At 67.8% G+C, this 19,625-nt stretch carries 16 protein-coding genes; 11 read left to right on the top strand and 5 right to left on the bottom strand.

The annotated features are described in order from the left end of the window. Positions 1–81: 81 nt before the first annotated feature. From tdh to E4634_RS09935, 4 genes are read left to right on the top strand one after another with little or no spacing between them, the layout of a single operon-like run. The gene (gene tdh, locus E4634_RS09950; RefSeq protein ID WP_135443429.1) at positions 82–1,107 is read left to right on the top strand and encodes an L-threonine 3-dehydrogenase; all 1,026 of its coding nucleotides are present in this window, start codon (positions 82–84) and stop codon (positions 1,105–1,107) included. 10 nt (positions 1,108–1,117) lie between these two features. Then, entirely contained in the window at positions 1,118–2,320 is a 1,203-nt protein-coding gene (locus E4634_RS09945; protein WP_135443427.1) for a glycine C-acetyltransferase, read from the top strand. A gap of 20 nt (positions 2,321–2,340) precedes the next feature. Further along, positions 2,341–3,891 (top strand): sodium:solute symporter family transporter, encoded by a 1,551-nt coding sequence (locus E4634_RS09940; RefSeq protein WP_135443426.1) that lies wholly within the window; start codon positions 2,341–2,343, stop codon positions 3,889–3,891. A gap of 2 nt (positions 3,892–3,893) precedes the next feature. After that, positions 3,894–4,862 (top strand): YheT family hydrolase, encoded by a 969-nt coding sequence (locus E4634_RS09935; protein WP_135443424.1) that lies wholly within the window; start codon positions 3,894–3,896, stop codon positions 4,860–4,862. On the opposite strand, the gene E4634_RS09930 is transcribed toward E4634_RS09935, so the two are convergent. Both E4634_RS09930 and E4634_RS09925 read right to left on the bottom strand, forming a co-directional pair. Further along, positions 4,832–6,268 carry a DUF3482 domain-containing protein gene (locus E4634_RS09930; protein ID WP_167854842.1) on the bottom strand — a complete coding sequence of 479 codons (1,437 nt, stop codon included), beginning with the start codon at positions 6,266–6,268 and terminating at the stop codon, positions 4,832–4,834. The two genes, E4634_RS09935 and E4634_RS09930, sit on opposite strands and share 31 nt — an antisense overlap. After that, complete coding sequence (locus tag E4634_RS09925; protein WP_135443420.1) at positions 6,265–7,632, bottom strand: DUF2868 domain-containing protein; 1,368 nt, start codon at positions 7,630–7,632, stop codon at positions 6,265–6,267. Before E4634_RS09925 ends, E4634_RS09930 begins: the two co-directional genes overlap by 4 nt. Before the next feature lie 123 nt (positions 7,633–7,755). Here E4634_RS09925 and E4634_RS09920 point away from each other — a divergent pair, with 123 nt between their 5' ends. The 4 genes from E4634_RS09920 to E4634_RS09905 all read left to right on the top strand — a co-directional run bounded on the left by E4634_RS09920 (position 7,756) and on the right by E4634_RS09905 (position 13,677). Continuing rightward, positions 7,756–8,286, top strand: coding sequence for a DUF3833 domain-containing protein (locus tag E4634_RS09920; RefSeq protein WP_135443418.1), 531 nt, complete (start codon positions 7,756–7,758; stop codon positions 8,284–8,286). A 158-nt stretch (positions 8,287–8,444) separates the two neighbouring features. Beyond that, positions 8,445–9,542, top strand: coding sequence for an efflux RND transporter periplasmic adaptor subunit (locus E4634_RS09915; protein WP_167854841.1), 1,098 nt, complete (start codon positions 8,445–8,447; stop codon positions 9,540–9,542). Further along, positions 9,539–12,736: an efflux RND transporter permease subunit gene (locus tag E4634_RS09910; RefSeq protein WP_135443415.1), complete on the top strand. Its 3,198-nt coding sequence runs from the start codon at positions 9,539–9,541 to the stop codon at positions 12,734–12,736. Before E4634_RS09915 ends, E4634_RS09910 begins: the two co-directional genes overlap by 4 nt. Before the next feature lie 374 nt (positions 12,737–13,110). Continuing rightward, positions 13,111–13,677, top strand: coding sequence for a VPLPA-CTERM sorting domain-containing protein (locus E4634_RS09905; protein WP_135443413.1), 567 nt, complete (start codon positions 13,111–13,113; stop codon positions 13,675–13,677). Between the two features lie 137 nt (positions 13,678–13,814). On the opposite strand, the gene E4634_RS09900 is transcribed toward E4634_RS09905, so the two are convergent. Genes E4634_RS09900 through E4634_RS09890 form a run of 3 tightly spaced genes read right to left on the bottom strand, consistent with a single transcriptional unit; the run spans position 13,815 to position 15,765 of the window. Further along, a complete protein-coding gene (locus E4634_RS09900) occupies positions 13,815–14,342 on the bottom strand; it encodes a glutathione peroxidase (protein ID WP_135443411.1) in 528 nt (175 codons plus the stop codon). A gap of 56 nt (positions 14,343–14,398) precedes the next feature. Beyond that, the gene (locus E4634_RS09895; RefSeq protein ID WP_135443409.1) at positions 14,399–14,884 is read right to left on the bottom strand and encodes a GFA family protein; all 486 of its coding nucleotides are present in this window, start codon (positions 14,882–14,884) and stop codon (positions 14,399–14,401) included. A gap of 2 nt (positions 14,885–14,886) precedes the next feature. Next, on the bottom strand, positions 14,887–15,765 hold the full coding sequence (locus tag E4634_RS09890) for an SDR family NAD(P)-dependent oxidoreductase (RefSeq protein WP_167854840.1): 879 nt from the start codon (positions 15,763–15,765) through the stop codon (positions 14,887–14,889). 94 nt (positions 15,766–15,859) lie between these two features. Here E4634_RS09890 and E4634_RS09885 point away from each other — a divergent pair, with 94 nt between their 5' ends. Genes E4634_RS09885 through E4634_RS09875 form a run of 3 tightly spaced genes read left to right on the top strand, consistent with a single transcriptional unit; the run spans position 15,860 to position 19,623 of the window. Then, the gene (locus tag E4634_RS09885; protein WP_240725146.1) at positions 15,860–17,269 is read left to right on the top strand and encodes an NfeD family protein; all 1,410 of its coding nucleotides are present in this window, start codon (positions 15,860–15,862) and stop codon (positions 17,267–17,269) included. Beyond that, a complete protein-coding gene (locus tag E4634_RS09880; protein WP_240725145.1) occupies positions 17,266–18,021 on the top strand; it encodes a slipin family protein in 756 nt (251 codons plus the stop codon). Before E4634_RS09885 ends, E4634_RS09880 begins: the two co-directional genes overlap by 4 nt. 48 nt (positions 18,022–18,069) lie before the next feature. Beyond that, a complete protein-coding gene (locus E4634_RS09875) occupies positions 18,070–19,623 on the top strand; it encodes an acyl-CoA synthetase (protein ID WP_135443403.1) in 1,554 nt (517 codons plus the stop codon). The last annotated feature ends 2 nt before the right edge of the window (positions 19,624–19,625 follow it).

Raw genomic sequence — 19,625 nt, 5'->3', positions numbered from 1 at the left:
CCTACCCCCTCGGGGTAGGCCCGCCCCGATACCCCGTGTTTGCCGCTACAATACGCGCTCTGAACACTGGGAATCATCACCATGAAAGCACTGGTCAAGAGTCGGGCCTGCCCTGGCATCTGGCTGGAGGACGTGCCCGAGCCGCAACCCGGCATCAACGACGTCCTGATCAAGGTGCGGCGCACCGCCATCTGCGGCACCGACCTGCACATCTACAACTGGGATGCGTGGGCACAGAAGACCATCCCGGTACCGATGGTCGTCGGCCACGAGTTTGTCGGCGAGATCGTCGAGGTCGGCTCCAACGTCAACGATTTCCGCCCGGGACAGATCGTCTCCGGCGAGGGTCATGTGGTCTGCGGCCGCTGCCGCAACTGCATGGCCGGCCGCCGCCACCTGTGCTCGCAGACCTCGGGTATCGGCGTCGACCGCCCGGGTGCCTTCGCCGAGTACCTGGCCCTGCCCATGTCCAACGTGTGGGAGCACCGCCCGGGCATCGACCTCGACGTCGCCGCCCTGTTCGATCCCTTCGGCAACGCCGTGCACACCGCCCTGCAGTACGACCTGCTCGGCGAGGACGTGCTGATCACCGGCGCCGGCCCGATCGGCGCGATGGCCGCGGCGGTGTGCCGCCACGCCGGCGCCCGCCACGTGGTGATTACCGACGTCATCGATTCACGCCTGGAGCGCGCCGCCCAGCTGGGCGCCACACGCACCGTCAACGTATCTCGCGAGACCCTGGCAGAGGTACAGGCGGAGCTGGGCATGGAGGAAGGCTTCGACATCGGCCTGGAGATGTCCGGCAACCCGCAGGCCTTCAACGACATGCTCGCCAACCTGTGCCACGGCGGCAAGGTGGCCATCCTCGGCATCCCGTCCGAGAACACCGCCATCGACTGGAACCGGGTGATCTTCAACATGCTCACCCTCAAGGGCATCTACGGCCGCGAGATGTACGAGACCTGGTACAAGATGTCGGTGATGATCGAGTCCGGCCTGGACATCTCGCCGGTGATCACCCACCGCCTGCCGTTCACCGAGTTCCAGCATGGCTTCGACGTCATGCGCAGCGGCGAGGCGAGCAAGGTGGTACTCAACTGGGACTGAGGAGGCAGCCGTGAACGAGCGATTTACCGAGCACCTGGCCGGCGAGCTGGCCGCCATCGAGGCGGCGGGGCTGTACAAGCGCGAGCGCCAGATCAGCACGCCCCAGGGCGCCCATGTCGGCGTCGCCGGCGGCGGCCAGGCCCCCGAACGCGAGCTGCTCAACCTGTGCGCCAACAACTACCTGGGCCTGGCCCAGCACCCCGAGGTCAACGCGGCGGCGGCCCAGGGCCTGGCGGACTGGGGCTACGGCATGGCCTCGGTGCGCTTCATCTGCGGCACGCAGACCCTGCACAAGCAGCTGGAGCAGCAACTGGCGGCCTTCCTCGGCACCGCGGACTGCATCCTCTACCCCTCCTGCTTCGACGCCAACGGCGGCCTGTTCGAGACCCTGCTCGGCCCCGAGGACGCGGTGATCTCCGACGCGCTGAACCACGCCAGCATCATCGACGGCATCCGCCTGTGCAAGGCCCAGCGCTTTCGCTACCGCAACAACGACATGGCCGACCTCGAGGCGCAGCTGCAGGCGGCGGATGCCGCGGGGGCACGCTTCAAGCTGATCAGCACCGACGGCGTGTTCTCCATGGACGGCTATATCGCCCAGTTGGACAAGATCTGCGAACTGGCGGACCGCTACGACGCCCTGGTGCACTTCGACGACTGCCACGCCACCGGCTTCATCGGCGCCGGCGGCCGCGGCACCCACGAGCTGCGCGGCTGCATGGACCGCGTCGACATCATCACCGGCACCCTGGGCAAGGCCCTGGGCGGCGCCTCCGGCGGCTATACCGCGGCCAGCGCCGAGGTGGTCGGGCTGCTGCGCCAGCGCTCGCGGCCCTACCTGTTCTCCAACACGGTAGCGCCGCCGGTGGTCGCCGGGGCGATCCGCGCCCTGCAACTGGTGGACGAGGAGCCCGCCCTGCGCGAGCGCCTGGCCCACAACACCGCGGTGTTCCGCGAGGGGTTGGAAAAACAGGGTTTCGAGCTGCTGCCCGGCGAGCACCCCATCGTGCCGGTCATGCTCCACGACGCGGTAAAGGCCGCGCGCCTGGCCGAGGCCCTGCTCGGCTTCGGCGTGTATGTCATCGCGTTTTCCTACCCGGTGGTGCCCGAGGGGCGTGCGCGCATCCGCACGCAGATGTCCGCGGCGCTCACCGACGACGACCTGGCGATGGCCCTGGAGGCCTTCGGCCGCGCGCGGGAGACACTCGCCTGAGGGTTCGCTAGACTGGCCCGATGCAAGCTCTCGACTGGACCGTACTCGGCGCCTACCTGGCCGCCATGCTCGCCCTCGCCTATTTCATCGGCCGGCGCCAGAGTTCCCGCGAGGACTACTACCTCGGCGGCCACCGCCTGCCCGGCTGGGCGCTGGCCGGCTCGATCATCGCTACCCAGTGCTCCACCAACTCCCTGCTCGGCGCGCCGGCCTTCGTCGGCTTTGCCGCCGCCGGCGGCCTGCTCTGGCTGCAGTACGAACTGGCGGTGCCGCTGGCCATGCTGGTGCTGTGCGCCCTGTTTTTACCGGTGTACCGCAGCGGCGTCATCTCCATCTACGCCTACCTGGAGCGGCGCCTGGGCCTGGGCGCACGGCTGCTGGCCAGCGGCTGTTTCCTGTTTTTTCGCGGCGTCGCCACCGGCGTCACCGTGTACGGCGTGGCCGCGGTCATCGGCCTGATCACCGGCATCCCCTTCCCCGCCGCGGTGGCCATCCTCATGGGCATCACCATTACCTACGACGTGCTCGGCGGCATGCGCGCGGTGGTGATCTCGGACGTGGTGCAGATGCTGTTGCTGGTGGCGGCGGTGATCCTCGCCCTGTTCTGGCTGGCCGAGCCGCTGGCCCTGCACTGGGATGAACTGGCCGCGCGCAGCCGGCCGCTGGTGAACGACTGGGGCTTCACTACCGGCAACAACTACGGCTTCTGGCCGATGCTGTTCGGCGGCCTGTTCCTCTACGCCGCCTACTACGGCTGCGACCAGAGCCAGGCTCAGCGCCTGCAAAGTGCCGCGAGTGAAAAACAGCTGTTTAATATCCTGGTGCTGAACGGCGTGCTGCGCTTCCCGCTGGTGCTCGCCTACTGCCTGGTGGGACTGGGTCTGGCCGCCTACGCGCTGGAGCACAGCGCGTTTATCGATGCCCTGCCGCGCACCGCCGCCGGCGAGCCCAACCTCAACCTGGTGTTCCCCGCCTTCGTCGCCCGCGAGTTTCCCGCCGGGCTGGCGGGGCTGGCCATCGTCGGCCTGTTCGCCGCTGCCATGTCCTCCATCGACTCGGCGCTCAACAGCCTCTCCGCCAGCACGGTGGAAGATTTCATCGCCCGCTTCCGCGAACTGCCCGAGCGCCGCCTGTTCCTCGCCTCCAAGCTGGCCACCTTCGGCTGGGGCGCCTTCGCCGTGGTCTTTTCCTTCCAGGTGGAGAGCATCGCGCCGACCGTACTGGAGGCGATCAACAAGGTCGGCTCCATGGCCAATGGTCCGCTGCTCATGCTGTTTACCGTCGCCGTGCTGCGACCGGGCCTGGGCCAGCGCGCGGCCATCGCCGGTTTTGTCGGCGGCCTGCTCGCCAACCTGCTCACCTGGCTGTTCCTGCCCCAGGTGTCCTGGCTGTGGTGGAACCTGCTGGGCTTCGCCGCCGGCTGGTGCGTCGCCCTGCTGGCGGCCCTGGTCACTGCCGGCAGCCCCGCGGACGTGGCCGGCGAGCGCCTGCGCCTGCCACCGGTACCCACCGCAATCTTGCTCGGCACCGCGGTTCTGATACTCTGCACCTGCATTATTCTCCAGCTGTAACCATGTCCGACTTCAATCCGCCGCCGCTGCTGCGCAACCCGCACGCGCAGACCCTGATCGCCAGTACCGCACCGCGCAAGCTTCCGCTGCTGTGGCGCACGCGCGCGCTGCGCAACGCAGCGCAGGATGTGCTGCTGGAGTGTAGCGATGGCGTACGCCTGCACGGCTACTACAACCCGCACCCGGAATCATCGCAGGGCCTGGCGATACTGCTGCACGGCTGGGAGGGCAACGGCGACTCGGCCTACCTGCTGTCCAACGCGCAAACCCTGTTCGACGCCGGTTTCTCGGTGTTCCGCCTGCACCTGCGCGACCACGGCCCCAGCCACGCGCTGAACCGCGAGCTCTACCACTCGGCGCGGCTGCGCGAGATCCTCGACGCCGTGGCCCAGGTGCAGCAGCTGTTTCCGCACGTGCGCACGGTCATGGCCGGTCATTCACTGGGGGGGAATTTCACCCTGCGGGTGGCGGCGCAGGCGCACAATGAGGGCATCGCCCTGGACCAGGCGGTGGCAATCTGCCCGGTGCTGGACCCGGCGCACACCATGCGCCGGCTGATGGAGGGCAGCTTCATTTATCACCAGTACTTCCTGCACCGCTGGAAACGCTCGCTGACCCTGAAATTGCAGCACTTTCCGGACCTCGGCTACGGCGACAGCCTGCTCGGCCTGCACTCGCTGGATGCGATGAACGAGTTCTTCGTGCCGCGCTATACGGATTTTGGCGACGTCGAGAGCTACTTCGCCGCCTACGCATTGACCGGCGACACGCTGGCCGATCTGCAGGTGCCGACGCATATCATCCTCAGCCAGGACGACCCGATGATCCCGTCGGTAGACCTGGCCCGCCTGGCCTCACCGCCGACGCTGAAGGTCGAGACACCTGCCCACGGCGGTCACTGCGGCTTCCTCGCCAACTGGCGTATGCACGGGTGGATCGATCAGCGGCTGCTGGAACTGCTCTCGGCGTGATCCGCCGCCAGGCACCAGGCGCGCAGCAGGCCGACCAGTTCGCTGCGCCGCTGGTCGACGCGCCGGCCGCGGCGTAAATCCTCGAAGATCAACGCCAGCTTGCGCCGCTGGCTATCGTCCAGCCAGTCCAGCACCGGTTCGTCGAGCTTCAGCGCGCCGCGCACGGCGTGGGTGCGCTGGCTCACCTGGCGGTGGTGCTGCAGGGCGCGGCCGAGCAGCACGAAGGGAAAGTTCAGGTTGCGCGAGGGGCCGTAGACCAGGCGCCGCCCGCCGGTGGGAATGCCGCTCACCGTCCAGCGCGCGATATCCTCGCTGCGCCGCAGCACCTGACGCGACGAGGCGATGGCCCCGCCGATGCCGCCGGCCAGCGTGCCCAGGCCGTGCAACAGACCGCCGGCCATGCCGTCCACCACCATCCCCGCGCTGCCCCCGGCGATGCCGCCGGCGGCGCCGGCGGCGACCAGCAACTGGCGCTGTGACAGACCCCACAGGTACCAGTTTTCCTGGTCGAAGAGTTCCTCCTCGTCGAAGTCCATGCCCGCCTCGGCCGTCTTCAGCTCGCGGTAGTAGAACAGCGCTTCGACCTGCTCGCGGCACTGCCGCTCGCGGCGGATCAGGTGGCGGCAGTAGCGGTTGTAGAGCAGTTTTTTCACCGGCGCCTCGGGCGCGCCCTCGGGCAGCGCCTGGCTGACACTGTAGGTGATGCCCTCTTCCACCATCAGCGCAATCGCCTCGGCCGCCTCCAGGTGCTGGCGCTCGCGGTCCGCGCGCAACACGCTGACCGCGCGCTGCAGCGGTTGCTGCCACTCGGGGTCGAGGTGGCCGAACAGGCTGAGCAGTTCGAGTTGCTTGTGGTGCTCCGCGCGGTGGGCGTCAAACACGCGCACGGTCTGGAAATACTGCCCGAGGCCCGTCACCCACTGCTCGACGTAGTCCGAGTTCTCGATGGGATTGACCAGGGCCAGGCTCGGCCGGCCGGTCCAGCGCAGCACTTCCATCTCTGCCTCGTAGTCCGCGCCAAACGGCACCGAGCCATCGACCACGTAAATGATGCCGGCGCCGGCCACCACCGGCTCCAGGGCGTGCACTTCATCCGCAAACTGTGCGTCGTCCCTGTGCTCGAGCAGGAACTGGCGCACCGCCGCGGGCCGCGCCGCGGCGTCCTGGCAGTGCTCGCGCAGCCAGGCCAGCACCTGCCGGGCGCGCTGCATACCGGGGGTATCGACCAGTTCGTAGAGGGTTTCGCCGTCCACGCGCATGGGAAAGCGGCGCACGTCGCGGGTGGAACCGGCGGCCGCCGCGATGTGTACGGAGTCGTCCCGCGCCAGGGTGGCGACCACCGAGGACTTGCCCTTGTTGGGCCGGCCGACCACCGCGAAGCCGGGTACCTGGGAATCGCGGCTCATGCCTTGTCGTCCTCCCATACCACGACCTGGGTGCGTGTGAACGGCAGGCGACCGGCAAACGAACGCCAGTCGCCGAGGCGCGCCTCGCTCACCTCCGCGCCGTGCAGGGGCAGCAGCAACAGGCGGCATTCGCGCACGCCGTGCACTTCTGAAAGCACATCGGCGAGGTCCGCCATCGGCGGCTCCCAGCTGCGCACCGCGACCTGCAGGGTGTCCGGCGCCCGGCGGTTGATGGCGCTGATCGCGCTGACATCCTCCGCCGGGGAGCCCAGGCCGGCGCTCAACACGCCTTCGCGCTGGCTGCGCGCCCGACCGGATGGCGCGGCGCTGTCCAGCGCGCCGGCCCAGTCCAGCAACAGCGCGTCCGCATCCACCTGCGCCACATCCGCTGCCATTTGCCGCGGCGGCTTCGCGCCTTCGCCCTCGGCCCGGGTATCCACCACCGGGGCGCGCATGCGCGCCAGGACACTGGCGGCACCGGGCCAACCGGCCAGCGCCGCGGCCACCTGGCGGCGAAAGCCCCATAGGGACAGCGCCCACAACAACAGGCGCGGCAACAGGGTGTAGACCAGCATGCACAGCAGCAGGAAGGGCCACCAGCCGCGGCGACTGTCGGCGTTCATGCTGCCGAGGTCCAGCTGCGCCGCGTGGAAGCGGGTGTCAGCCACCAGCTCCGGCGATACCGTCGCCTGCGGCAGTAGCGCCGACCAGGGCGCGGCCACTGCACGCGTGAGTCCGTAGACCACGTCGTCGCTCACCGCGAGGGTGGACCCCCAGACGAAACTGAAATCGATAAACGCCAGCAGCACGAGGAAGGTGGCGGTGGCGCCCAGCGCGAACAGCGCGCCCACTTCCTGGCCATAGCGCAACAGCAGCAGGCGCAGCACCGGCGTATGGCCGCGCAGGTACTCGCTGTCGCGCAGCGCACCGCGCAGTGCCAGGCGCACCGGGTTGAGGGCGAAGGACGCCGGCGGCTCGCCCTGCAGGGCGCGCACCGTGACAAACGCGGCGAGCAGGCAGAGCAGGAATTGCAGGAGCACGAAAATCAGCAGGAACAGCGGCACGTTGACCAGGTCGCGGTCGCTGGCCAGCAGGAAGCCGGCCATGCCCAGGGCACCGAACAACAGCGCGCCGAGACGCAGGACGACGGTCATCTGCGACTCGGTCGCCGCCGCCTGCGGCGCAGCGCCGGCCTGGTCCAGCCAGTACAGCAGGGCGCCAGTATCGTCGCGCGCGGGACAGCGCTGGCCGATCGCGTGGTCGCGCTGGCGCAGGCTTTCCGGGCTGCTCTCGCGGTCGCTTTCCAGTTGTCGCCACATGCGGTAGAGGTCGCCAAGGGTCGGGCGGCGCGCGCTGCCGGGCATGCTGTTCTCTCGTCACCGGGGAGCGCTAATAGTGTCGCCTCGGGACGCAAACTGCAACGTGGCGGCAGTGATCGAAGCGCGGGCGCGGCGCGTATCTCCCACGTAACCTCACCGGAGAGACCCATGCTGCGCAGCCTGCTCACGGCACTAATAGCCATAGCCATCACCGCCTGCTCCGCGGTGGACGTCGAGGACTACGCCGGGCGCGAGCCGCGCCTGCGTGCCGACGAATTCTTCAACGGCCAGCTCACCGCCCACGGTGTACTCAAGGACCGCGCCGGACGCGTCACCCGCAGTTTCAACGCACGCATCGAGGCAAGCTGGGACAACGGCGTCGGCACCCTCGACGAGCACTTCGTGTTCGACGATGGCGAGACCCAGCGCCGCGTCTGGACCCTGCGCCCGGACGGCGAGAACCGCTATATCGGCAGCGCCGGCGATGTCAGCGGTCCGGCCACCCTGCGCCAGGCGGGCAACAGTATTTTCCTCGACTACGTGCTGCAGGTGCCCTGGCGCGGCGACGTCATCGAGGTCAAGGTCGACGACCGTATGTACCTGGTATCACCGGACGTGCTGGTCAATGAATCGCGCCTGAGCAAGTTCGGCTTTCACGTCGGCGACCTGCTGCTGGTAATCCTGCGCGATGACCGCTGAAGGTCCTGTTGAAGGTCCTGTTGAAGGCCCTGCAGAAGGCCCGATAGAAGCCCCTATAAACACCGGGGCGATACGAAACCGCATTTTGCGGTGAACATTTTCGGTGCTAGAGTCTCTCAACGAGAATGAGAATCTATCGAGTCAGTACCCCAGCCCCTATGCTCCCTTGCCGCAACCGCCTCCCGCTGCTCGCGGGAATCGTCCTCGCCTGCCTGAGTGGCGGCCCGCACGCCGCCGATGAAGGTGTTCCCGTCGTTGTCAGCCCGGTCAGCCAGCAGGCGATTTACCGCCAGGTACAGGTCACCGGTAGCGTGACTTCGCCGCAGGTGGCCAGCCTGTCACCGGCCACCGCCGGCCTGGTCACCGAGGTACTGGCAGAGGAAGGGGACCGCGTGAGCGCCGGCGACCCGCTGCTGCGCCTGGACGCGGAACTGGCCGAATTGCAGTTGCAAAGCGCAAGCGCCGAACACGAGCAGGCGACCAGCGCGCTCACCGATGCCCGGCGGCGACTGCGGGAGGCCGAGGCGCTGGCGCCGCAGCAGAGCATCGCCGAGACCGCGGTGCGCGCACTGGAAGCCGAGGTCGCCGCCGACCAGGCCGCCCTCGATCGCACCGCGGCGGACGCCGGCTACCGCAGGGCCCTGCTCGCGCGCCACGAGCTGCGCGCGCCCTTCGCCGGCGTGATCAGCCGCAAGCTGACCGCCCCCGGCGAATGGGTGGCACAGGGCCAAGGCGTGTTCGAGCTGGTGGCCACCGAGGGCCTGCGCCTGGACTTCGCCGTCGCCGAGGACTACCTCAGCGCCCTGGGCGAGGATTCGTTGGTGCGCTTTTCGCTCAGTGCGCGACCGGGCGAGCAACTCGCCGGCCGCGTGCAGACCATTGTCCCGGTCACCGACACCGGGGCGCGCACCTTCCTGTTGCGCGTGGTACCCGAAGACCCGGCGAACGCGCCCCTGTTGCCCGGCCTCTCGGCACAGGCCACCCTGTTGATCCCGGACAGTGACGCCGGCTTCGCAGTGCCCCGCGACGCGACGCTGAACTACCCGGACGGGCGCATGGTCGTGTGGGTGGTGGAGGACGGCCCCGACGGCACCCTGGCCCGCGAGAAAGTGGTGCGGCCGGGCAACGCCTTCGACGGCCTGGTGGAAATCCGCGGTGGGCTGGACGCCGGTGACCGCGTCGTGGTGCAGGGCAACGAGGCGCTCAAGGACGGCCAGCGCATCCGCATCGTCGAACGCCACCGGGCCACGCCATGATCGAGGCGATCGTCCAGCGCGGCATCCTCACCACGGTCGTCGCGCTCATCATCTGCGTGCTGGGCATCGTCGCGGCGACGCGCATCCCGGTGCAGATGATCCCCGACCTCGACGTGCGCGTGATCAGCGTGCGCACCACCTGGCCCGGCGCCACCCCGCAGGACGTGGAAAAGGAAATCCTCATCGAGCAGGAAGAGTACCTGCGCAACCTGCCCAACCTGTCGCGCATCGTCGCCACCGCGAACAGCGGCAGCGCCGAGATCGAACTGGAATTTCCCTTCGGCACCGACATCACCGAGATGCTGATCCGGGTGAACAACGCCCTCGCCCAGGTGCCCTCGTACCCGGAGAGCGCCGACGAGCCGCGCATCTACGCCAACTCGTTCTCCAGCAACTCCTTCATGTTCTTCAACATCTCGCCGCTGCCGGGCAACCCCCGCGAGCTGAACATGGACTTGCAGTTGGATTACGTCGAGGACCATGTAAAGCCGGTGCTCACCCGCGTCACCGGTGTGTCCGAGGTCGGCGTCTACGGCGGCGCCGAACGCCAGATACAGATACTCATCGACCCGGCGCGGCTGGCCCAGCGCCAGCTCTCGCTGACCGACGTGCGCAACGCCATCCGCCTGCGCAACCGCGACCGCTCCGGCGGCGACCTGGAGACCGGCAAGCGCCAGTACCTGCTGCGCACCATCGGCCGCTTCGAGGATCTCGATGCCCTGCGCAGCATGATTCTCGCCCGCCGCGGCGACGCGGTGATCCGCCTGCAGGATGTGGCCGAGGTGCAACTGGGGCATTTCGAGAAGCGCAGCATCACCTCTTACAACGGCGCCCAGAACCTGTTCCTGGCGATTCGCCGCGAGGCCGGCTCCAACGTCATCGCCATCAAGGAGGAGATTCTCGGCCTGCTCGGCCCGCTCAATCGCGACGTGCTCGGACCGGCGGGCATGGAGATCACCATCATCAGCGACGACGTGCGCTACGTGCAGGAGTCGGTGAAGAACGTCTGGCAGAACCTGGCGCTGGGCAGCCTGCTCGCGGTGGTGGTGATGTTCCTGTTCCTGCGCTCGCTGCGCGCCACCGCGGTGGGGGTGATGGGCATTCCCATCTGCATCATCGTCGCTTTCCTCGGGCTGCTGCTGACCGGCCGCACCATCAACGTCATCTCCCTGGCGGGTATCGCCTTCGCCATCGGCATGACCCTGGACAACAGCATCGTGGTGCTGGAGAGCATCGAACTGGAACGCCGCCGCGGTGCCTCGCGCTGGAATGCGGCGGTGACCGGCGTGAAAAAAGTGTGGCCGGCGGTGTTCGCCTCGACCATGACCACCGTGCTGGTATTCCTGCCGGTGGCCTTCGTGCAGCAGGAGGCGGGCCAGTTGTACTCGGACATCGCCATCGCCATTTCCGCGGCAATCCTCGCCTCCATGCTGGTGGCGATCACCGTGCTGCCCACCGCCGCGGCGCGCCTGCAACTGGCCGCGGCTGACGAACCCCCAGACACCGGGGCGCGCAGGGGTTTCTCCGCCAGCGGGCTGGGCGCGCGCATAGCCGGCAGCACGCTGGCGGCGGTCGACTGGCTGCTTGCCAGCACGCGCCGACAGCTCGGCTGCATCGCCTTCACCGTGCTGGCCAGTGCCGCCATCATCGAGTTTCTCACCCCGCCCGCCGAATACCTGCCCGAGGGCGAGGAACCCAAGGCCTTCGCGGCGATGAGCGCCCCACCCGGCTACAACCTCTCGACCATGCACGCGATCTCCCAGGAGATCGAGCAGTGGCTGCTGCAGTACGTGGACGCCGACCCCGAGGACTACCACGCCGGCCGCTCGCCGGTGCCCTCGGTCAGCTACATGAACATGCGTGTCGGGCCGCAGTCGATGCGCATCATCGCCGAGGCCACCGACCCGGCGGACATCGAGCCGCTGATGGACGCACTCAGCGCGAAATACCGCGAGTACCCGGGGATGCGCGCCTTCGCCACCCGCGGCTCGATCATCACCAGCAACGACGGCGGTACGCGCAGCATCAACCTGGATATCGCCGGGCCCGGCCTCAGTGAGATCTACGCGGTGGCCCAGGCCGCCTACCAGCGCGCCGGCGAGATCTTCGACAACCCGCGGGTGCAGACCCAGCCCTCCTCCCTGACCCTGGCGCAGCCGCTGCTGGAAATTCACCCGGACTGGCAGCGCGCGGCGGAAATCGGCATGAGCGCCGAGGAACTGGGCTTCACCGTGTCGGCGCTCACCGACGGCAGTTATGTCGACGAGTTCTTCCTCGCCGACGACAAGATCGACATCTACCTGTACAGCACCGCCGGCCAGGGCGCCGCCATCGACACCCTGCCGCAGATCCCGATTTACACCCCCAGCGGTGCAGTGCTGCCGCTGGGGGCGATCAGCGCCCTGCGCGAGACGGTGGATACCAGCAGCGTGCGCCGCGTCAACGGCAACCGCACGGTGACCCTGAACATCATCCCGCCGCGCAGCGTGCCGCTGGAGCGCGGTGTCGAGATCGTGCGCACGCAACTGGTGGAGTACCTGCGCGAGCGCGGCCAGGTGCCCGCGGGCATTTCCCTTTCCATCTCCGGCGCCGCCGACCAGCTCGACGCCACCCGCCAGACCCTGGTCGGCAACTACCTGGTCGCCCTGCTCATCATTTATCTACTGCTGGTGGCGATCTTCGGCCACTGGGGCTACCCGCTGCTGATCATGACCTCCATCCCGCTGGGCATTGCCGGCGGTATCGTCGGCCTGTGGTTGCTCAACGCGGTGGGCGGGCTGCTGCCGCTGCTCGGCGCGCCGGCGGTGGTGCAGCCCTTCGACATGATCTCCATGCTCGGTTTCCTGATCCTGATGGGCACGGTAGTGAACAACCCGATTCTTATCGTGCACCGGGCGGTGGAGAATTTCCGCGAGGGCGCGATGGGCGCGAGGGAGGCGGTTGCCGAGGCGGTCGAGGCCCGGCTGCGGCCCATCGCCATGTCCACCATCACCACCATTTTCGGCCTTGCGCCGCTGGTGCTGATCCCCGGCGCGGGCACCGAGTTGTACCGCGGCGTGGGCGCGATCGTGATGTTCGGCATCCTCGGCGCAGCCCTCGTAACACTGACGATGCTGCCCGCTTTGACTGCATTTATCTTGCAGCGACTCGAAAAGCGCAATGCTATAGCCCAGGTGGGTCCCGGGAAATTTTGACTTCCGTCAGCGCGCTGGCTACCTTGGACCGACTGCAAACCATTGCATGATACGCACCATCCGGGTGAGGGCGGACAGCGCCGCGGTAAGCGATTCGCGCCACTGTGGGTCGTCCCCCTCGACCGCTCAGGCGACAATCACCGTTTCGGCACACGCGCCTGGTTTTTCCGGATAACAGTGTCAGGAAATTTTACATTGCCACCGCGCCGGCAACTTATTCGGCGCTGCGCCCGGAGCTAACCCATTGAGTTAACTCCGGAACTTCTGCATGGCATGGTTTTAGCTTGCGCAAATTAATTGCAGGCGCACTAGAGAAGGCGCCAAACCGGGGAGAGCAGCACTCGCCCCAGACCCTATATCTAGAGGACGGTAACATGTTCAGGAAACTCGTACTTTCAATTAGCCTGCTGCTGGCATCCGCCGCGTCACAGGCCGCTACCGAATACGTCGGTGCCAACGGCAGCACCGGGGTGCAACTGTTCAGCTTCACCTTCGATCAGGATTACTCCGGCCTGGTCGCCATCGGCGTCAGTGACGAGGGCGACTACTTTGGTAACTCCTACCTGAACCTGGTGTTCAGCAAGACCCTGGCGTTTGCCCTGGACACCATTCCCCACAGCGATGACCAGTCGAACTACAAGACCGACACCAGCGGCTTCTTCAACACACAGAACGAGTACGGTGTCGAAGGCGAAGTCCTGTATTTCAACATCGACAAGAAAGCCGGCGACACCCTGAAGTTCAAGTGGGCGTTCTCCACCGACGAACCCGGCCCGCTGCTCGAGTACAACGACTTCGCGTTCATCTACATTCCGGGCATGACCTACCAGGTGCTGGCCGAAGTCAACGCGATTCCGGTACCCGCCGCAGCCTGGCTGTTCGGCTCCGCCCTGCTGGGCCTGGTCGGTGTGCGCCGCAAGCGCGCTGCCGTCGCCGCCTGATATGCGAACCGCCCGCGCGCCCCACCCGGGGTGCGCAGGGACACAAAAAACCGGCGATTACCGCCGGTTTTTTTATGGCCGCGATTTGCTGCCGCGCAACGCGCCCTACAACGGGCAAGCGCGCAGCGCAGGAGCCGTCAGAGCAGTTGTTCGATGGCCGCGGTGAGCGCCGGGTCGTCGGGCTTTGTGCGGCTGCCAAAGTGCCCCGCCACCTTGCCCTCGCGGTCAACCAGGTACTTGTTGAAATTCCAGCTCGGCGGCTTGCTCTGCCGCGCCAGTTCGCGAAATACGGGGTTGGCGTCGCCACCGCGCACGCCGGTGGGCGCGAGCATGGTGAAGGTCACGCCGTAATTCACGTAGCAGACCTCGGCGGCCTTGCCTTCGTCGTCGTCCTCCTGGAAAAACTCGTCGCTGGCGAAACCCACCACCACCAGGCCGCGCTCCGCGTATTTCTCGTGCAGCGCTTCCAGGCCCTTGAACTGCGGCGTGAAGCCGCAGTGGCTGGCGGTGTTGACGATCAGCATCGGTCGTTCGTCGCGCAGCGTGCACAGGTTCACGCTGTCCTGGGAGTGCAGCTTGCGCATGGTCTGGTCGAGATACTCTGGGCAGTCGGCCCAGGCCGCGCCCGGCAGCAGGGCGATGGCCAGGAACAGGGGTACGCGCATGGTCGATCCTCCGGGTTACAGTCGCTGGCTAGCTACGCGGCGGCGCCGCCGTCGGTTCATCCCGGCATCAGCGCCTGGTAGCGGGCATAGGCCGGCGCCGGCCAGTAGTCGCTGCGCCGGTAGAACTCGGGCACCACCGGGGTGTCGCCGCGAAGATCCACCCAGGGCTGTTTGGTACTGGTGAAGATGTGGATATCGGGCGGGCACAGCGCGGGCTCCTCCAGGCTGCCGACCCGCACAAAGGCGAACTGCTCGCGGCCACCGAAATGGCTCCACAGCGCCACCTCGCACTGCGGGCAGCGCAGCACGGTCTGGCCGATACCGCTGTTGGAGGGCCGGCATGTACGCTCCGGTTCGCCCTCGAGCAGTTCGATCTCGGCAGTTTCGATCAGCGCATTGAGCACAAAGGCGGAGCCGGTCTCGCGCTGGCACCAGGTGCAGTGGCAGCAGTGCACGAACATCGGCTCGCGCAACAGCCGGAACTGGATGGCGCCGCAGTTGCAGCGCCCGGTCGCGGGAAAACCCGCCGCGGCATCAGTCATCGTTATTTTCCTCGCAGTGATTGTCTGAGGGCTTCGCTCACCTGTGGCAGGCCGGGGTCCCCCTCGGCCAGGGCGGCCATCCTGCGGCGCAGGTAGGCGTCGGGGTCGGCGGCGTGGGCGCGGACATCCTCCCACGCCGCCGTGTGGGTGGGAATCATGATGCGCCCCGCCAGCATGCCCTCGGCCAGGGTGCGCGCGGCGGCATCCGGCAGGATCAGTTCGTACTGCGAGCCGGGCCCGCACATCACCGCATCCTCTGTCCAGGAGCGCATGCCGGCGAGGACCTCGGTCGCCACCGGCCCGGGGCAGAAGCAACTCACACGCACGCCGCGCGGTTCGCAGTACAGCGCCAGCGACTCGCTCAGCGCGATCACCGCGGCCTTCGCCGCCACGTAGGGCATGCGGTTCAACGCATAGGGAAACAGCCCGGCAAATGACGCGGTGTTGACGATGTGGCCGGCGCCGCGCTCGAGCAACCGGGGCAGGAACACATCGTTGCTGTGGATAACCGGCATCAGGTTGAGGTCGAGAATACGCTGCCACTCGGACAACGGAATGTCCTCGGGGTGACCGGAGATGATCGCGCCGACGTTGTTCACCACCAGGTCCACCGCGCCGGTGTCTTCGGCCGCCTGCGCGGCGGCGCGTACCGACTCGGCGTCGGTGACATCACAGTGCACATCGAGCGCCGCGACGCCGAACTCCCGGGCCGCGGCCGCGCACTCGCGCGCGGCCTTGCGATCGATATCCGCCACTGCTACCTGCGCGCCACGGCGCGCGAATTCCAGGGCGATGGCCCGGCCGATACCCTTGCCGCCGCCGTAGACCAGTGCGTGGCGCCCGGCGAAATCGGGTGAGGGTTGCGCGGTGAAATCCTGCATCGTCGGCCTGTCCTGCGTTGTTGTTGTGGGTAGAACTGAAGGCGTCGCCTCCCTCCACAGCGAGGGAAGCAGGCGAGGAAAGCAGGATAGCGCAGTGCCCCGCGACCACCAAATCGCTCGGGTATTCACCACCGACTGGACTATACTCGCCAGTGAAATGCGGCAGATACTGACAACCATTACCGGGTTCCTGGCCAGCCTGCTGCTGGCGGTGAGCAGCGCGAGCGCGCACGCCGAGGTGTGGCAGGTGGATGTCGCCGGTCCGATCGGTCCGGCGCTGGCCGACCACACGGTGCGCGCCCTGGCCGCGGCGGATGCCGCCGGCGCGCAACTGGTACTGCTGCGCATCGACACCCCCGGCGGCCTCGACGGCGCCATGCGCGACATCATCAAGGCCATCCTCGCCGCCCCGCTGCCGGTGGTCGGTTACGTGGCCCCCTCCGGGTCGCGCGCCGCCAGCGCCGGCACCTATATCCTCTACGCCACCCACGTCGCCGCCATGGCGCCGGGCACCAACCTGGGCGCCGCGACACCGGTACAGATCGCCTCCCCCGGCCTGCCCGGCGGCGCCAACGAGGACGGGGATGCGGGCGCAGCGGGCCACGGCTCGGCCATGGAACGCAAACTGGTCAACGACGCGGTCGCCTATATCCGCAGCCTGGCGCAGTTGCGCGGGCGCAACGGCGACTGGGCCGAAGCCGCCGTGCGCGAGGGCACCAGCCTCAGCGCGGAAGACGCGCTGGACCAGGGCGTGATCGATGTACTCGCCGCGTCGCGCGACGAATTGCTGGACGCCCTGGACGGCCGCGAGGTAAGCGTCAACGACACCGCACACACCCTGCGCACGGTGGGCGCGCCGGTCCACCTGCAGGCGATGGACTGGCGCAGCCGCTTCCTCGCCGTGATCACCAATCCCAACGTCGCCTACCTGCTGATGCTGGTCGGCTTCTACGGCCTGGTGCTGGAGTTCTACAACCCGGGCGTCGGCGTCCCCGGCATCGCCGGCGCGGTCTGCCTGCTGCTGGCCCTGTACGCCTTCCAGGTGCTTCCCGTGAGCTACGTGGCGCTGGGACTCATCGCCCTCGGCGTGGGGCTGATGGTGGCAGAGGCCAACGTGCCGAGCTTCGGCGTGCTCGGCATCGGCGGCGTGGTCGCCTTCGTGTTCGGCTCGATCATGCTCATGGACACCGAATTGCCCGCCTACCAGATCGCCCTGCCGCTGATCGCCGGCGTCGCCCTGTTCAGCGTCGCCCTGTTCACCTTCGCCCTCGGCATGCTGTTGAAATCGCGGCGCGGTCCGCCGGTGAGCGGTGTGCAGCCGCTGCTCGGCCACGCCGCGCAGGTGGAAGTGGTGCGCGGCGGCACCCCCTATGTACGGCTGGACGGCGAACTGTGGCAGGCGCACAGCGCGCAGCCGCTGGCGCCCCACGACCGGGTGATCGTCGACGCGGTCGACGGCCTGGTGCTCAAGGTCAGTAAATCCCGCGAGGAGAGCGAGTCATGACGGATCTAGGTATGTTCGGCGGCGTTATCATCTTCCTGTTCCTGGCGCTGCTGTTCTCGGCGCTGCGGGTGCTGCGCGAGTACGAGCGCGGCGTGGTGTTCATGCTCGGGCGCTTCCACAAGGTCAAGGGGCCGGGGCTGATCATCATCATCCCGATCCTGCAGCAGATGGTGCGCGTGGACCTGCGCACCATCGTCATGGACGTGCCGACCCAGGACGTGATCTCCCGCGACAACGTCTCGGTGCAGGTGAACGCGGTGATCTACTTTCGTGTGCTCGACCCGGAGCGGGCGATCATCCAGGTGGAAAACTACCTGGAGGCCACCAGCCAGCTCTCGCAGACCACCCTGCGCTCGGTGCTCGGCCAGCACGAACTGGACGACATGCTCGCCGAGCGCGAGCGCCTCAACGCGGACATCCAGGAAATCCTCGACAAGCAGACCGCCGCCTGGGGCATCAAGGTGGCCAACGTCGAAATCAAGCACGTGGACCTCAACGAGTCCATGGTGCGCGCCATCGCCAAGCAGGCCGAGGCCGAGCGCGAGCGGCGCGCCAAGGTGATCCACGCCATGGGCGAGGCCGAAGCCGCGGAGAAACTCGCCGAGGCGGCCCAGGTGCTGTCCCATGAGCAACAGGCCATCCAGCTGCGCTACCTGCAGACGCTCACCGAAATCGCCGGCGACAAAAGCTCGACCATCGTGTTTCCGATCCCGGTGGATATACTGGAGAAGTTCACGCGCTCATCGGCCTAGGGGGGCCGACGCGGTACACACTGTCATCACTTCCGGGGGGAATGATCCATGATTAGTATGCAGGGCCTGATCGAGCGCGCCGCGCGCCTCAATCCGCAGGGGCTGGCCAGCCGTTGCGGCGATCGCGAACAGGACTGGGCGAGCCTCGCCGGGCGCGTGGCGCGCCTGGCCGGCGCGCTGCAGGCGCTGGGCCTTGGCGAAGGCGAGCGCGTCGCCGTGCTCAGCCTGAACAGCGACCGCTACTACGAGACCGTGTTCGCCACCTGCTGGGCCGGCGGCGCGGTGGTGCCGCTCAACACGCGCTGGGCACTACCCGAGAACCGCTACGCGATGGAGGACTGCGCGCCGCAGTTCCTGTTCTTCGACAGCGGCTTCAGCGCCCAGGCCGAGCAACTGGTAGCCCACTGCAGCGGCCTGCGCGCGGCGGTATTCATGGACGACGGCGACACCCCGCCCTGGGCACGCGGCTACGAGGCCCTGGTCGCGGACAACAGCCCCGTCCTGCCCGCCGCCCGCGGCGGCGAGGCTATGGCCGGTATCTTCTATACCGGCGGCACCACCGGTTTTCCCAAGGGCGTGATGCAGTCGCACCGCGGCCTGTGGTCCAGCGCCATCGGCGCCGCCCAGGACTTCTCCCTGAGCCGCAGCGCGATCTACCTGCACGCCGCACCCATGTTTCACATCGCCGACTTCGCCGGCTCCATGGGCGCCACCCTGCAATGCGCCGGCCACGTCATGCTGCCGGCCTTCGACGCGGGCAAGGTGCTGGCAAGTTTTGCCGACGACGGCATTACCCACACCCTGCTGGTGCCGTCGATGATCAAGATGCTGCTGGCCCACCCGGAGGCGACCACGACCGACATCAGCCAATTGGACAAGATCCTCTACGGCGCCTCGCCGATGCCCGCCGCCACGCTGGAAAAATGCATGGCGCTATGGCCCGGCGTCGACCTGGTACAGGCCTACGGCCAGACCGAGCTGGCCCCGGTGGCCACTACCCTGTCGCCGGCCGACCACCGCGCCGGCGGTCCGCGGCTGCGTTCGGCGGGCCGCCCCACTGCTGTATCCGACGTGCGCATCGTCGCCGAGGATGGCAGCGAGGCGGCGCCGGGGGAATCCGGCGAAGTCGTGGTGCGCGGCCCGCACGCCATGCTCGGCTACTGGAACAAGCCGGAGCAGACCGCCGACACGCTGCGCGAGGGCTGGGTGCACACCGGCGACGCCGGCTACTTCGACCCCGAGGGCTATTTGTTCATCGTCGACCGGGTCAAGGACATGATCGTCTCCGGCGGCGAGAACGTGTACACCACCGAGGTCGAGAACGCGCTGATGAGCCACACCGCGGTGCAGGACTGCGCGGTGATCGGCATCCCGCACGAGGAATGGGGCGAGGCGGTGCACGCCATCGTCATCCTCAAGCCCGATGCCAGCGCCAGCGCCGAGGAACTGATCACCCACTGCCGCGGCCACATCGCCGGCTACAAGCTGCCCAAGAGCGTGGACTTCCGCAGCGAGCCGCTGCCCCTGTCCGGCGCCGGCAAGGTACTGAAGACAGAACTGCGCAAACCCTACTGGGCAGGCAGCGAGCGCAACGTCAACTGAGG

This window comes from Mangrovimicrobium sediminis (genome assembly GCF_004745945.1).
In the GTDB taxonomy this organism is placed as follows: domain Bacteria; phylum Pseudomonadota; class Gammaproteobacteria; order Pseudomonadales; family Halieaceae; genus Mangrovimicrobium; species Mangrovimicrobium sediminis.
Note: the sequence above shows the minus strand (reverse complement) of the source record. Positions and strands in the feature narration are given on the sequence as shown.